We start from the raw sequence: 14,341 nt of genomic DNA on the forward strand, positions 1-14,341 counted from the left end.
AAGAGGAGCACGTACGTCATGACGAAGACCGTTCACCACTGGATCGGTGGCAAGACCGTCGAGGGCACGTCCGGCAACTGGGGCCCGGTCACCGACCCGGCGACCGGCGCCGTCACCACCCGGGTCGCCCTCGCCTCCGCCGAGGAGGTCGACGACGCCGTCGCCGCCGCCAGGGCCGCGTACGCCACGTGGGGCACGTCCTCGCTGGCCCAGCGCACCTCCGTACTGTTCGCCTACCGCGCGCTGCTCGACGCCCACCGCGACGAGATCGCCGCCCTGATCACCGCCGAGCACGGCAAGGTGCACTCCGACGCGCTCGGCGAGGTCGCGCGCGGCCTGGAGATCGTGGAGCTGGCCTGCGGCATCACCGTCCAGCTCAAGGGCGAGCTGTCCACCCAGGTGTCCAACCGGGTCGACGTCGCCGCCATCCGCCAGCCGCTCGGCGTGGTCGCCGGCATCACACCGTTCAACTTCCCGGCGATGGTGCCGATGTGGATGTTCCCGCTGGCCATCGCCTGCGGCAACACCTTCGTGCTCAAGCCCAGCGAGAAGGACCCGTCCGCCGCCAACCTGCTCGCCGAGCTGGCCTCGCAGGCCGGCCTGCCCGACGGCGTCCTCAACGTCGTCCACGGCGACAAGGTCGCGGTCGACGCCCTGCTGGAGCACCCCGACGTCGCGGCGGTCTCCTTCGTCGGCTCCACGCCGATCGCCAAGTACATCCACACCACCGCCTCGGCGAACGGCAAGCGCGTCCAGGCCCTCGGCGGCGCCAAGAACCACATGCTGGTGCTGCCCGACGCCGACCTCGACGCGGCCGCCGACGCGGCGGTCTCGGCGGCGTACGGCTCGGCGGGCGAGCGCTGCATGGCGATCTCGGCGGTCGTCGCGGTCGGCGCCATCGGCGACGAACTCGTCCAGAAGATCCGCGAGCGCGCCGAGAAGATCAAGATCGGCCCCGGCGACGACCCCACCTCCGAGATGGGCCCGCTGATCACCGCCGCCCACCGCGACAAGGTCGCCTCCTACGTCACCGGCGCCGCCGCCCAGGGCGCCGAGGTCGTCCTCGACGGCACCGGCCACACCGTCGACGGGTACGAGGACGGCCACTGGATCGGCCTGTCGCTGCTCGACAAGGTGTCCACCGACTCCGACGCCTACCGCGACGAGATCTTCGGCCCGGTGCTGTGCGTGCTGCGCGCCGACACCTACGAGGACGGCGTCCGGCTCATCAACGACTCGCCGTTCGGCAACGGCACCGCCATCTTCACCCGCGACGGCGGCGCGGCCCGACGCTTCCAACTGGAGGTCCAGGCCGGCATGGTCGGCGTGAACGTCCCGATCCCGGTGCCCGTCGGCTACCACTCCTTCGGCGGCTGGAAGGACTCGCTCTTCGGCGACCACCACATCTACGGCAACGACGGCGTGCACTTCTACACCCGCGGCAAGGTCGTCACCACCCGCTGGCCCGACCCGTCCGAGGCCCCCGCGGGCGTCGACCTGGGCTTCCCGCGCAACCACTGACCCTCGCGGTCCGGAGAAAACGGCTGGCCCCCACCGGGGCCGGCCGTCGATCCTGGCGGGGATGAACGACGAACCGAAGTACCGCGTCCGTGCCCTCCACACCGAGGACACGATCACCGTCTACCAGGCGTACGCGCCCGGGATCGGCGTCCCCGCCGCCCGCGACGGCCGCTTCCCGGCCTCCTGGAAGCGCGAGCGGATGACGTGGATCAAGCCGAGCTTCCTGTGGATGATGTACCGCTGCGGCTGGGCCACCAAGCCGGACCAGGAGACCGTCCTGGCCGTCGAGATCACCCGTGAGGGCTTCGAGTGGGCGCTGCGCCACGCCTGCCTCTCGCACTACGTGCGCGGCTTCCACCCCGACCAGGACGCCTGGAAGCGGCAGTTGCGCCGCTCCCCGGCCCGTGTCCAGTGGGACCCCGAGCGGGACTGGCACCTGGCGCCCCTGCCGTACCGCTCGCTCCAACTGGGCCTCGCGGGGGAGGCGTCCGCGCGGTACGCCGACGAGTGGACCGTGTCGATACGGGACGTGACGCCGCTCGCGCGCGAGATCCACGCCCTGGTGCGGGACGGGGACCTCGACGGGGCGGCCCGGCTGATGCCCGAGGAGCGCCCGTACCCGGCGGGTGCCGAACTCCTCGGACACCTGGTCCCGTGAGCGGCCGGGGCGGGCGGGACAGCTCGTACGGGCACGTCTCCGAGCCCTTGTCCGGGTGCGGCATTCCGGTCCTCCCGTGTACCGCGGCTGGTGTACGGCGACGGTCGTGCGTACACCTCAGGAAGGCCCCCGACTTCCGCCGTGCGGCAGGGGAGGCGGCCTGGCGCGGCGCTTAGGGTCGAGACATGCAGATCCGATTCCCCCGGCGTGCCGCGGCCGCCGCGGCCGCCGCCGTCGTGCTGCTCGCGGGCGCCGGCACGTGGACGGCGGTCGCCTCGGACGACGGGCCCGTCCCGCGCCGCGAGGACCGAGTGCTCCCGATGCCGGGAGCGAGGATCGACACGTCGTTCTTCACCTCCGGTCCCACGGACGCGCGCCGCCCGGCCGTGCTCCTCGCGCACGGCTTCGGCGGCAGCAAGGACGACGTGCGCGCCCAGGCCGAGGAACTGGCCCGTGACGGCTACGCGGTACTGACCTGGTCCGCGCGCGGCTTCGGCGCGTCGACCGGGCGCATCGGCCTCAACGACCCCGCGTACGAGGTCAAGGACGTGTCGCGGCTCATCGACTGGCTCGCACAGCGCCCCGAGGTGCGGCTCGACGGTGACGGCGACCCCCGGGTGGGCGTCTCCGGCTCGTCGTACGGCGGGGCGGTGTCGCTGCTGGCGGCCGGGCACGACGAGCGGGTGGACGCGATCGCGCCGCAGATCACGTACTGGAACCTGGCCGACGCGCTCTTCCCGGACGGCGTCCTCAAGAAACTGTGGGCCGGGATCTTCTTCACCACCGGTACGGCGGCCGCGTCGGACCGGCCCCCGGGCCCCGCCCCCGACGACCCGGGCCAGGACACCGCGCCCCAGCAGCGCGCCCCGGTGCGGGGCGGCGGCGGGCAGGCGCAGGACTCCAAGGGCTCCTCGGCCCAGGGCTCCTCCGCCGGCGGCTCCCGGGCCGCGGGCTCGCCCGCCCCCGCCCCCGCTCCACCGCGGGCCTCCGCCGCGTGCGGGGAGTTCCAGGACGTGCTGTGCGCCATGTACCAGCGGGTGGCTGTCGCCGGGAAGCCGGACGCCGAGGCCCGCGCGCTGCTCGCCGCGCGCAGCCCGTCCGCCGTCGGCGACCGCATCGCGGTGCCCACGCTCCTGGTCCAGGGGCAGGCCGACTCGCTCTTCCCCCTGGCCCACGCCGACGCCGCCGCCCGGGCCGTCCGCGCGAACGGCGCGCCCGTCGCCGTCGACTGGATCGCCGGCGGGCACGACGGCGGCGACCGGGAGACCGAGCGCGTCCAGGCACGCATCGGCGCCTGGTTCGACCGGTACCTCAAGGACGACACCGGCGCCGACACCGGTCCCGCCTTCCGCGTCAGCCGCACCGGCGGGGTCGACTCGACCGACGGGCAGGCCCGTCTGCGCGGCGCCACCGCCGACACCTACCCCGGTCTGCGGGCCGGCGCCCGCACCGTCTCCCTCGCCGGCGGCCCGCGGGCCTTCCGCAACCCGGCCGGGGCCACCCCGCCCGCCATCTCCGCCGTCCCCGGTACCGGCGGCGGCCTGGCCCGGCTGTCGTCGCTCGGGGTGGGCCTCTCGCTCGACTTCCCCGGCCAGCACGCCCGGTTCGACTCCGCCCCGCTCACCGGGTCCCTGCGCGTCACCGGCTCGCCCACCGTCCGCGTGCACGTCACCTCCGACACCGGCGAGGCCGTCCTGTTCGGGAAGGTGTACGACGTCGGCCCCGACGGCCGGCAGGTGCTGCCCGCCCAGCTCGTGGCGCCCGTCCGCGTCGAGGGCGCCGCGAACGGCAGGACCGTCGACCTGACGCTGCCGGCCGTCGACCACGAGGTGGAGGCCGGGCACCGGCTGCGGCTCGTCCTCGCCGCCACCGACCTCGGCCACGCCTCCCCGGTGACCCCCGCCGCGTACACCGTCACCGTGACCGGCGGGCTGTCCGTACCGACCGCGCCCGCCGTGCGCACCGAGGCCGCCGGCCTGCCCTGGTGGGTGTGGGGCCTGCCGGCCGCCGGCGCCCTGACCGCCGGGGCCCTGCTGCTCACCGCCCGCCGCCGCACCACCGCGCCACCGCCCGACCCCGGCCTCGCGGACGTCCCGCTCACCATCACCGGGCTCACCAAGCGGTACGCCGGGTCGGCCGACCGGTACGCGGTGCGCGAGCTGTCCTTCCGGGTCGAGAGGGGCCAGGTCCTCGGCCTCCTCGGGCCGAACGGCGCCGGCAAGACCACCACCCTGCGCATGCTCATGGGCCTGATCACCCCCGACGAGGGGGAGATCCGGGTGTTCGGGCACGCGATCCGGCCCGGCGCGCCCGTCCTGTCCCGGGTGGGCGCCTTCGTCGAGGGCGCGGGCTTCCTGCCCCACCTGTCGGGCCGCGAGAACCTGGAGCTGTACTGGCGGGCCACCGGCCGTCCCGCGGGGGACGCCCACATCGACGAGGCGCTGGAGATCGCCGGCCTGGGTGACGCCCTGGCCCGTGCCGTGCGGACGTACTCGCAGGGCATGCGCCAGCGGCTCGCCATCGCCCAGGCCATGCTCGGCCTCCCGGACCTGCTCATCCTGGACGAGCCGACCAACGGGCTGGACCCGCCGCAGATCCGCGAGATGCGGGACGTGATGATCCGGTACGCGGCCGGGGGCCGGACCGTCATCGTCTCCAGTCACCTCCTGTCGGAGGTCGAGCAGTCCTGCACCCACCTGGTCGTCATGGACCGGGGCCGGCTCGTCCAGGCGGGCCCGGTCGCCGAGATCACCGGCGCGGGCGACACCCTGCTCGTCACCACGGACGGGGACGTGCCGGACGGGCCGGTGGACAAGCTCGGCGCCCTGCCCGGCGTCGCCTCGGTGGTGCGCGCGGACGGCGGCCTGCTGGTCCGGCTGGACGGCATGACCGCCCCCGCCCTGATCACCGAACTGGTCAGGCTGGAGATCCCGTCGACCGGCGTGGGACCCCACCGCCGCCTGGAGGACGCGTTCCTCACCCTGATCGGAGGAGGATCCGCATGAGCGCCCCGCTGACCGAGGCCGCCCGGTCCGCGCCCGGCTACCGGGCCGGGCATACCCTGCCGCTGCGCGTCGAGGCCGTCCGCCAGCTCACCCGGCGCCGCACCCTGGTCATGGGCGCGGTCCTGGCCGCCCTGCCCTTCGTGCTGATCGCCGCCTTCGCGATCGGCGGCGGCCCCGACGGGCGCGGCAACGACCGGATCACCCTGATGGACACGGCGACCGCGTCCGGCGCGAACTTCGCGGCGACCTGCCTGTTCGTGTCGGCGGGCTTCCTGCTGGTGGTGCCCGTGGCGCTGTTCTGCGGGGACACGGTGGCGTCCGAGGCCAGTTGGTCCTCCCTCCGCTACCTGCTCGCCGCGCCCGTGCCCCGCGCCCGGCTGCTGTGGTCGAAGCTGGCCGTGGCGCTCGGGTTCAGCGCGGCCGCGATGCTGCTGCTGCCGCTGGTGGCCCTCGCCGCCGGGACGGTGGCCTACGGCTGGGGGCCGCTGGCGCTGCCCACGGGCGGCTCCCTCGCCACGGCCGACACCCTGCCCCGGCTGGCGCTGGTGGTCGCGTACGTCTTCGTGTCCCAACTGGTCACGGCGGGCCTCGCGTTCTGGCTGTCCACCAGGACCGACGCCCCGCTCGGCGCGGTCGGCGGCGCGGTGGGTCTGACGATCATCGGAAATGTGCTGGACGCGGTCACGGCGCTCGGCTCCTGGCGCGACTTCCTGCCCGCGCACTGGCAGTTCGCCTGGGCCGACGCGCTCCAGCCCCAGCTCGAGTGGGGCGGCATGCTCAAGGGCGCGGCGGTGTCGGTGAGCTACGCCCTGGTGCTGTTCGCGCTGGCCTTCCGGGGCTTCGCCCGCAAGGACATCGTCTCCTAGGAGGCGAGACGCCCCCTGGGGAGCGTCCGCGAGGGGTGGGCCGCCGTCCGGGGCGGGGTCACAGCCAGCCGCGACGAGCCGCTTCCGCTCCCGCCCGGAAGCGGCTCGTCGTGCCCAGGGCGGTGAGCAGCTCGCCCACGCGCCGGCTGTACGTGCGCCCCGATATGCCCAGCCGCGCGGCGGCCGTCTCGTCGGTGAGCCCCGCCAGCAGGGCCTCCAGCACCGGCCGCAGGTGCGGGGGGAGCGCCCCGGGTGGCGCGGGCCGGGAGGGAACCTCCTCACCCGTTTCCCACCAGGCGTGATGGGCCCGCACCAGAGCCTGGACCACCACCGGGTCGCGGATCAGCAGCAGCCCGTTGTAGAGCAGTTCGAGGTCGAGGGGGATGGCGGCGATCGTGCGGTCCACCAGGATCATCTTGAACGGGATGGACCGGGTGAGCCGGGCCCGGCCCGGCAGCCGTGCCATCCCCGGGGCGTCCGCGGCGGTGATCCGGGACAGGGAGTGCCGGGGCAGGATCTGACGGACCGTCCCCACCCGCTCGGTGGCCGTGCGCACCCACGCGCCGGCGAGCTCCAGGAACGGTTCGGGGATCGACAGGCCGGTGCAGGCGGACGGATCGTCGAAGGTCAGCACCTCGTGGCGGGCGGACTCGGTGAGCGCGGCGAGTGTCGCGCAGATCTGTCTGGTGCCGCGCACCGGCTGCCCGGCCGGCCGCAGTGTCCGCGGCGGCGCGGCCCGCGCCGGTGTCGTCTCTCGTAATGCCGCCCGGCCGAGCACGGAGCCCGGAACGTCCGCCACGGCTGACCACCCCCGCCATCCCTTGGAACGTACGCAACTCCATGTACGCATGTGACTGCGTACCGTGACAAGGGCGTGTTCCGGGGTTGGCGAGTCCAAGCCAAGCCCTGCGCCGGGCCTCACCAACAGCTTCGTGTTGCCGCATTGAGACACGTCCGTAACCGGTTCGTCCGGTCCTCCGGCCGCCGGCCGACGTCCCATTCACAGTGCCGAGAGTCCGAGAGGACGCGAGACCGGGGGAGTTCGGATGGATACGTACCGAGGTGCGGCGTACCGACGGGACGCGAGCGGGGTGAACGGGGCGCACCGGGCCGGCGGGACGAGGGCCGGCAGGGCCCGCGGGGCCGGGCCGAGGCGCCGGGCCGCGCTGGCCGCGGCGCTGGCCGCGGGCCTGCTGCTCGCCGGCTGCTCCGGCGGCGGCGTCACCGACCGCGCCGCCACGGGCGACAGTGGCAAGCGCGCGCCCGGTGTCCCCGCGCCCGGCGCCCCGGCGCCCGCGCCCGGCGCGCAGGACGGCCGGCGGCACGACGGCGCGGCGGACGGGCGGGAGGAGGACCAGGCGCGCGAGACCCCGCCCGCCGACCATCTGTCCACCTTCGCCCTGGACGTCGACACCGCCGGTTACGGCTACGCCCGCCGTACCCTCGCCGAGGGCCGGCTGCCCGCGCCGGACACCGTACGGCCCGAGGAGTTCGTCAACAGCTTCCGCCAGGACTACCCGAAGCCGGAGGGCAACGGCTTCTCCGTGACCGTCGACGGCGCCCGCACGGGCGCGGGGGACTGGTCCCTCGTACGCGTCGGACTGGCCACCCGCCCGGCCGACCGGCACGGCGCACGCCCGCCCGCCGCGCTCACCTTCGTCGTCGACGTCTCCGGCTCCATGGCCGAACCGGGCCGCCTCGACCTGGTCAAGGAGTCCCTCGGCCTCCTCACCGACCAGCTCCGCGACGACGACTCCATCGCCGTGGTCACCTTCAGCGACGAGGCCGAGACCCGGCTGCCCATGACCCGGGTCGGGGGCAACCGCGACCGCGTCCACGACGTCGTCGACGGACTGGAGACCACGTCGTCCACCAATGTGGAGGCGGGCGTCATCACCGGCTACGACGCCGCCGTCGAAGGCCACCGCAAGGGCGCCACCAACCGGGTCGTCCTGCTGTCCGACGCGCTCGCCAACACCGGTGAGACCGGGGCCGAGGCGATCCTGGAGCGGATCGGGGACGAACGCCGCGCGTACGGCATCACGCTCTTCGGGGTCGGCGTCGGCAGCGAGTACGGCGACGCGCTCATGGAGCGGCTCGCCGACCGGGGCGACGGCCACACCACCTACGTCTCCACCCCCGAGCAGGCCCGCAAGGTCTTCGTCGACCAGCTCCCCGCCCACCTCGAACTGCGCGCCCGGGACGCCAAGGCGCAGGTCGCGTTCGACCCGGCGGCGGTGGAGTCCTTCCGGCTCATCGGCTACGAGAACCGCGAGGTCGCCGACGAGGACTTCCGGGACGACCGGGTGGACGGCGGCGAGGTCGGTCCCGGCCACCAGGTGACCGCCCTCTACGCGGTCAGGACCCGGCCCGGCGCCCTGGACCGCGACGGCCGCCTGGCCACCGCCACCGTCCGGTGGCTCGACCCCGCCACCCGGGCCCCGCACGAGGGGTCCGGCACGCTGCGGGCGGGCGCCCTGGGCGGCCGGCTGTGGGAGGAGAACACCCGGCCGGGCCTCCGGGTCGCCGCCGTGGCGGCGTACTTCGCCGACTCGCTGCGCGGCGGGGAACTGCCGGGCGCGCCCTCGCCCACCGAACTCGCCGCCCGGGCGGACGGTCTGGCCCGGACGACCGAGTCGAAGGTGGTGGCCGAGCTGGCCGCGTCCATCCGGCAGGCCAACGGCCTGCGGGACTGATCGCGGACGGCTGACGGGGAGCCGGCCCGCTGCCATGATGTGCCCATGCCGACGTTGCTGCTCGCCCTCGCGGTCGTCTCCACCGGGCTCTACGCGGGATTCATGCTGATCTTCCTGACCGGGGTGATGCCCGCGCTGGCGAGGCTGGACGACGAGCAGTTCGTGACGGCGATGCGCCGCGTCAACGAGTGCGTGCCCCGCGCGGTGTTCCTGGCCGTCTTCGCCGGGGCCGTGGTCTTCCCGGCCCTGGCCCTCGCCGTACCGGCCGGGGACCGGACGGCCGGCGGCCGGTGGCTGATCGCCGCCGGACTGGTGTGCGCGGTGCTGGGCCACCTGGTGACCGTCGCCGGGAACGTCCCGCTCAACAACGCGCTCGCCGCCGCGCCGGGGGACGACGGACCCGGCCCCGTACGACGGGCGTTCGAATCCCGCTGGAACGCCCTCCACCGGATCCGCACCCTGCTCGTCACGGCGTCCTTCGCCCTCCTGGTCGCCGCCGCGCTCCGGTGACCGGGCGTGCGCCGTTTGCAGTACCGCGAGTGGCGGGCGGCGCCGCGCCGTGTCCGGATGGTCACGTGACCCTCGACGGGAGAGGGTCGCCCACCGACCGAGCAGAAACGGACGACCAATCGTGAGCCGCACGCACCGCTGGGCCGCCACGGCCTTCACCTGCCTCGCCCTGACCGGCATAGCCGCCGGCCCCGCCCTCGCCGCGGCACCCGCCGACGGCTCCCCCACCCCCACCGACGCCGGCTTCCTGCGCGCCTCGCACCAGGGCAACCTGACCGAGATCGCGGCGGGCAAGGACGCCCGGAAGAACGCCACCACCGACTGTGTGAAGCACGTGGGCCACGTCCTCGTGCGCGACCACACCAAGCTCGACGCGGACACCAGGGCCCTCGCCGACAAGCTCGGGGTGGACCTGCCCGTCGCGCCCTCCAAGGAACAGCAGGACACCCTCGCGGACGTCATGTCCAAGGCGGGCACCAAGGCCTATGACGCGGCGTGGCTGCACGCCCAGGCCGCCGCCCACGAGAAGACCCTGGCACGCATCGACCACCAGGTCGCCCACGGCAAGAACGCGCAGGTGACCGCCGCCGCCAAGGCCGCCCGCCCGGTCGTCGTCATGCACCTGGACATGGTGCGCGGTGGCGAGTGCCACGCCGCCGCGGCGCCCAAGGCCATCCACGCCGGCAACGGCGGCCAGGTCGCCACCTCGATGGCGGCCGAGGTCCCGGTCGCGCTCGCCGTGCCCGCGGTGGCGGTCGGCGGCGTGCTCGTGGCCGGCGGAGCCTTCTGGGCCGCGGCCCGTATGCGCCGCAACGACAATCGCTGACGCCGATGCGCGCCTCACGGCGTGACGAGCCCGGTCCGGACCGCGTACTGGTCCGGATCGGGCTCGCGGCGGTCGCCACGGCCGTCGTGACCTGCCTCTTCCCCTTCTTCCCCGACCCCGTCCGGGCCCCGGACACAGGCACCCTGCCGGGGTCGGCCGCCGCGCCGCCCCGGGCCGCGGCCGGGAGGGAACCGGCGTACTCCCCGCCCGTCTCCCTCACCATCCCGGGCCACCTCCGCCCCACCCCCGTCGACCCCGTCACCGCCGACGAGGACGGGGCCATGGCCGTCCCCGCGTCGCCGCACCGGATGGGCTGGTGGGCCCTCGGCGCCCCGCCCGGCGCCGCGCGGGGCACCGTCCTGCTGGCGGGCCACCTCGACTCGGCCGACGAGGGCGCGGGCCCCTTCGAGGCCCTGCACGACGTGCCCATGGACACCCGCGCCCAGCTCACCACCGCGGACGGCAGGCGCCACACGTACCGGATCGTCGCCCGGCGCACCCACGCCAAGGAAGCACTGCCCAAGGACCTGTTCACGCCCCGCGGCCCGGCCCGCCTCGCCCTGGTCACCTGCACCGGCGACTTCGACCCCGACGCGCACGCCTACGCCGGGAACCTGGTCCTCTACGCGGAGCCGGTCGCCTAGGCCCGTTCGGCGAGCGACGCCGTCCGCCGGGGAGGCTCCGCGCCAGGACGCCGACCTCCCGAAGACGAACCGGATCACGAGCCGTCACCGCCCTCCCGCGTGAGACTCGGAAGCCGGCCCCTCCCGCCGGCGCACCGCGCTGTCAGCCGGCTGTCAGTGGCCGCCTGTGCAATGGGACCGGCTCCGTGGAGGGCCGAAGTGTCCGGTGGTGACGAGCGGGAGGCTCTCGAATGGTCTGGACGGAATGCGGCGAGGTCCGGCCGTTCGCCGCGGCGCGGCTGGTCTGCTTCCCGCACGCCGGAGGGTCGTCGTACTTCTTCCGGGAATGGCGCAAGGGGCTGCCCGAGTTCGAGGTGCACGCGGTCTGCTACCCGGGCCGGGCGGACCGGTTCGGCGAGCCCACGGCGACCGACCTGGTGTCCATGGCGGGCGAGATCGCGGAGGCGGTCGCGCCGCTGATGGACCGGCCCACCGTGCTGTTCGGGCACAGCATGGGCGCGGTGGTGGCGTACGAGACGGCCAGGGCGCTGGAGGCGGGCGGCGCCCGCCCGTCGCACCTGTTCGTGTCGGGCGCCCGCGCCAGCCACCTGCTGCGGGCGGACGCCCGGGCTGCCGGGATGGACGACGAGAGCGCCATCGCCACCCTCCAGGAGCTGGGCGGCACCGACAGCGAACTGCTGGAGCACCCGATGTTCCGCGAGCTGATCCTCCCCTACATCCGCGCCGACTTCCAGCTACTGGGCGCCTACGAACACCGGGCCGGAGCGCTGCTCCACTGCCCGGTCACGGCCGTGGCGGGGCTGAGCGACTCCCGGGTGACGGTGGACCAGGTGGCGCAGTGGGCGGACGTGACCCGGGGGGAGTTCCGGCAGCGAATGGTGCCCGGCGGGCACTTCTACCTGGCCGACTCGCCGCCCTACGACCTGGTGCGGGAGGCCTGCGCCGAACGGGACGGCACGCACCTCTGAGGGCGTCCGGCGTACGCCTCTGAGGGCGTCCGGCGTACGCCCCGGGGTCCGTCCGTCCCTTCCATGACTTCCGTTACCAGCAGGGGGAATCGACGTGCCAGTCAGAAGCAAGAGGCAGCGGGCGGCGGTGGTGGCCCTGGTCGTCCTGCCGCTGGCGGTGACCGGCGGCGCGGTGGCGGCGGTCGTCGCGACCGGGGAGCCGGGCGCCGCCGTGGTGCGCGAGACGGCCCGCCTCGACAAGGGCGGGCACTTCTTCCTGGCCGTGGCGGCCATCCTGCTCGCCGCCTGGCTGGGCGGACGGCTGGCCGACAGGCTGGGGCAGCCCCGGGTGATCGGTGAGATCTGCGCCGGGCTGGCCATGGGGCCGACCGCGCTGGGACGGTTCGCGCCCGGGGTGAAGGACTGGCTGTTCCCGGCGGACGCGCTGCCGATGCTGGACGGACTGGCCCAGATCGGGCTGGTGTTCTTCATGTTCGGGGTGGGCCGCGAGCTGACCTCGATGCCGCTGCGGGGCGTGGGGCCGCAGGTGCTGATGGTGAGCCAGGCGTCCATGCTGGTGCCGTTCGCCGCGGGCACGGCGGCGGCGGTGCCGCTGGTGGCGCAGTTCCGGGGGCCGTCGGGCGACCCGATGGCCTTCGTCCTGTTCGTGGGGTGCGCGCTGAGCGTCACCGCCCTGCCCGTACTGGCGCGGATCCTCACCGACCTCCGGCTGACCCACACGCGTCAGGGCCAGCTCAGCCTCTTCGCCTCCGCGGTCGGGGACGGCGCGGTGTGGCTGGTCCTCACCGCGGTGCTGGCCCTCGTGCACGGCGGCGGCCCGATGGGCGTGCTGTGGAACGGCGTGTTCGCGGCCGTCCTGACCCTCGTGTTCCTCGGACCGCTGCGCCGGGCACTGGCCCGCTGGGCCGGCTCCCGGTCGGCGTCCGGCGAGGGCGCCGGGGGCGACGCGGTGCTCATGGTGCTGCTGGCCGCCGGTATCGCCGCCACCGCCACCCTCACCACCGTCATCGGCATCCACCAGCTCATCGGCGCGCTGCTGGTCGGTCTCGCCTGGCCCACGGGCAACGCGCGGGCCGCCCGGGTCGCGGACCGGCTGTCCGGCACGTCCAAGACGGTGCTGCTGCCGTTCTTCTTCTTCGGGTTCGGGCTCAACATCGACCTCGGGTCACTGCGCTTCGACCGCGCCTCCGTGCTGGCCCTGGCCACCCTGCTGTTCCTGGCCGTCGCCACCAAGGTGTGCGGGCCCGCGCTGAGCGCCGTCCTCACCGGCATGCGCCCGAAGCCCGCGCTCATGCTCGGCGTGCTGCTCAACGCCCGGGGCCTGACCGAACTGGTCATCCTCCAGATCGGCTACCAGGCCGGCATCATCGACCAGCGGCTGCTGAGCATCCTCACCATCGTGGCGCTGGTCACCACGATCGTCACCCGGCCGCTGCTCCGGCTGCTCGGCCCGGACGCCGCCGAGCCCGCGCCCGGAGCCGTACCGGCCGGGCCCGCGACGGGGGCCGGCGCACCCGGCCCCGGCCCGCGCGCGCCTGAACCCACCACCCTGTCCCGGTAGTTCCCGACCCGACCCGCTGGCGGCCCGTGTGATCGACGACGTACTTCCCGCGGCCGTCCTGGGCGCCGAGACCTTCGGCGACGAGCCGGACGGCTGGCTGTTCCCCGAGGAGAGCGCGGCCCTCGGCGAGGTGGGCGAGCCGCGCCGACGGGAGTTCACGACGGTGCGGCACTGCGCCCGGCGGGCCATCGGCGCGCTGGGCCTCGCCCCGGTGCCGCTGCCGCCGGGCACGCGCGGCGCCCCGCGCTGGCCCGACGGGGTCGTCGGCAGCATGACGCACTGCGCCGGCTACCGGGCCGCCGCCGCGGCGCGCCGGGCCGAGGTGCGCACCCTCGGCATCGACGCCGAGCCCCACGCGCCGCTGCCCGAGGGCGTCCTGGAGTACATCGCGCTGCCCGAGGAGGCGTCGCACGTCGCCCGGCTCTCCCGCCGGTCGCCCGACGTGTGCTGGGACCGGCTGCTGTTCTGCGCCAAGGAGGCCGTCTACAAGGCCTGGTTCCCCGCGACGCACCAGTGGCTCGGCTTCGACGGAGCGCTGATCGTGCCGGCCACGGACGGCTCCTTCCACGTCCGTGTCCTGGCGCAGCGGCCCCAACCGGCGGGCGTGCCGGTGCAGTTCACCGGGCGGTGGGTGGTGCGGGACGGCCTCGTGCTGGCCTCGGTGGTGTGGCCGGCCACTGTTTGACAGCCCCTCTGGCATGTGAAAGCTTTGACTTACACATGAAGTCCGGTTCGCTGGAGGTGGCGGGGTGACCAGTGAGGAACTTCTCGCCGTCCTCTCCGCCGTGGGTCACGCCCAGCGGCTCCGGGCGATAGCGGGCCTCGCCGACGGCCGTATGTACGTCAGTGAACTGGCCCGGCAACTGGGCATGTCCCGCCCCCTGCTGTACATGCACCTGGAGCGCCTGGAGAAGGCCGGCCTGGTCGTCGGCCACCTGGAACTGTCCGACGACGGCAAGGCTCTGAAGTACTTCGAGCTGGTGCCGTTCGAGCTGCACCTCACCGTGCAGACGGTCCTGGACGCCCTCGGCGCGGACGAACAGCGGGCACGCGCGGCGGACGGGTCCGCCGATGAGGAAGGCTAGA

General features: G+C 74.7%; 13 protein-coding genes. 12 read left to right on the forward strand and 1 reads right to left on the reverse strand.

Annotation, left to right across the window (positions count from 1 at the left end):
* Positions 1 to 18: 18 nt before the first annotated feature.
* The 4 genes from ACF068_RS15040 to ACF068_RS15055 all read left to right on the forward strand — a co-directional run bounded on the left by ACF068_RS15040 (position 19) and on the right by ACF068_RS15055 (position 6,050).
* Complete coding sequence (locus ACF068_RS15040) at positions 19 to 1,521, forward strand: CoA-acylating methylmalonate-semialdehyde dehydrogenase (RefSeq protein ID WP_392274661.1); 1,503 nt, start codon at positions 19 to 21, stop codon at positions 1,519 to 1,521.
* A 61-nt stretch (positions 1,522 to 1,582) separates the two neighbouring features.
* On the forward strand, positions 1,583 to 2,179 hold the full coding sequence (locus ACF068_RS15045; protein WP_392274662.1) for a DUF4291 domain-containing protein: 597 nt from the start codon (positions 1,583 to 1,585) through the stop codon (positions 2,177 to 2,179).
* Positions 2,180 to 2,364: 185 nt separating this feature from the next.
* Positions 2,365 to 5,184, forward strand: coding sequence for an alpha/beta fold hydrolase (locus ACF068_RS15050; protein WP_392274663.1), 2,820 nt, complete (start codon positions 2,365 to 2,367; stop codon positions 5,182 to 5,184).
* Complete coding sequence (locus ACF068_RS15055; RefSeq protein WP_392274664.1) at positions 5,181 to 6,050, forward strand: ABC transporter permease; 870 nt, start codon at positions 5,181 to 5,183, stop codon at positions 6,048 to 6,050. Before ACF068_RS15050 ends, ACF068_RS15055 begins: the two co-directional genes overlap by 4 nt.
* Positions 6,051 to 6,108: 58 nt before the next feature.
* Here the strand turns inward: ACF068_RS15055 and ACF068_RS15060 are convergent, their stop codons facing one another.
* Complete coding sequence (locus ACF068_RS15060) at positions 6,109 to 6,849, reverse strand: DNA-binding response regulator (RefSeq protein WP_392274665.1); 741 nt, start codon at positions 6,847 to 6,849, stop codon at positions 6,109 to 6,111.
* Between the two features lie 247 nt (positions 6,850 to 7,096).
* On the opposite strand from ACF068_RS15060, the gene ACF068_RS15065 reads away from it, so the two are divergent.
* The 8 genes from ACF068_RS15065 (at position 7,097) to ACF068_RS15100 (ending at position 14,340) form a co-directional block, all read left to right on the forward strand.
* Complete coding sequence (locus ACF068_RS15065; protein WP_392274666.1) at positions 7,097 to 8,746, forward strand: von Willebrand factor type A domain-containing protein; 1,650 nt, start codon at positions 7,097 to 7,099, stop codon at positions 8,744 to 8,746.
* Between the two features lie 45 nt (positions 8,747 to 8,791).
* Entirely contained in the window at positions 8,792 to 9,256 is a 465-nt protein-coding gene (locus tag ACF068_RS15070; protein WP_392274667.1) for a DUF1772 domain-containing protein, read from the forward strand.
* 121 nt (positions 9,257 to 9,377) lie between these two features.
* The gene (locus tag ACF068_RS15075) at positions 9,378 to 10,082 is read left to right on the forward strand and encodes a DUF4142 domain-containing protein (RefSeq protein ID WP_392274668.1); all 705 of its coding nucleotides are present in this window, start codon (positions 9,378 to 9,380) and stop codon (positions 10,080 to 10,082) included.
* A 5-nt stretch (positions 10,083 to 10,087) separates the two neighbouring features.
* A complete protein-coding gene (locus tag ACF068_RS15080) occupies positions 10,088 to 10,726 on the forward strand; it encodes a class F sortase (RefSeq protein WP_392274669.1) in 639 nt (212 codons plus the stop codon).
* A gap of 230 nt (positions 10,727 to 10,956) precedes the next feature.
* Positions 10,957 to 11,694: a thioesterase II family protein gene (locus tag ACF068_RS15085; protein ID WP_392274670.1), complete on the forward strand. Its 738-nt coding sequence runs from the start codon at positions 10,957 to 10,959 to the stop codon at positions 11,692 to 11,694.
* Positions 11,695 to 11,788: 94 nt separating this feature from the next.
* Positions 11,789 to 13,255, forward strand: a complete 1,467-nt coding sequence (locus ACF068_RS15090) for a cation:proton antiporter (protein WP_392274671.1) — start codon at positions 11,789 to 11,791, stop codon at positions 13,253 to 13,255.
* 28 nt (positions 13,256 to 13,283) lie between these two features.
* On the forward strand, positions 13,284 to 13,940 hold the full coding sequence (locus ACF068_RS15095) for a 4'-phosphopantetheinyl transferase (RefSeq protein WP_392274672.1): 657 nt from the start codon (positions 13,284 to 13,286) through the stop codon (positions 13,938 to 13,940).
* A 64-nt stretch (positions 13,941 to 14,004) separates the two neighbouring features.
* Positions 14,005 to 14,340: an ArsR/SmtB family transcription factor gene (locus tag ACF068_RS15100; RefSeq protein WP_392274673.1), complete on the forward strand. Its 336-nt coding sequence runs from the start codon at positions 14,005 to 14,007 to the stop codon at positions 14,338 to 14,340.
* Position 14,341: the final 1 nt, after the last annotated feature.

The sequence above is a fragment of the Streptomyces sp. NPDC016309 genome (assembly GCF_043077235.1).
Classification (GTDB): domain Bacteria; phylum Actinomycetota; class Actinomycetes; order Streptomycetales; family Streptomycetaceae; genus Streptomyces.